1 protein-coding gene is annotated in these 414 nt (G+C 49.8%); it reads right to left on the bottom strand.

From position 1 onward, the window contains the following. On the bottom strand, positions 1-414 hold a 414-nt coding region (locus KIP88_RS46150; RefSeq protein ID WP_214494674.1), incomplete at both ends, for an AMP-binding protein.

The raw sequence follows: 414 nt of genomic DNA, 5'->3' as shown, positions 1-414 counted from the left end.
CAGCTCGATAAAACCAAGCTGTCGCGTCAATCGTCGCCTCAGTAGGTCCATAGAGGTTGACAAGTGCCGTCGATGCCAATTGCAGCCATTTAGTGGCTAACCCGTTTCTGAAGAGCTCTCCACCACAGAATATGTAGCGTAGATAATCGATTTCCTTTTGCTCAACGTCAGTGATCCCAAGCAATGCTGAAAGAAGCGACGGAACCAATTGCAGAACCGTCACTCGGTACTTACCCAGCAGACTCAAAATTGTTCGAATATCTAGTTGCCGGTCGAGAGGAAGAAGAATTGAACGTGCCCCGATCGACAAAGGTGTCCATAGCTCCCAAACCGCAGCATCAAAAGAGGGGGAGGTTCGCTGCAAGAAAATGTCGTGGGCAGCGAACTGGAATCGATCCGCCTGCCAGATTGTAT

The sequence above is a fragment of the Bradyrhizobium sp. SRL28 genome (assembly GCF_018596315.1).
GTDB lineage: Bacteria > Pseudomonadota > Alphaproteobacteria > Rhizobiales > Xanthobacteraceae > Bradyrhizobium.
The sequence above is the reverse complement of the archived record's forward strand: the minus strand, read 5'-3'. Positions and strand labels throughout refer to the sequence as shown.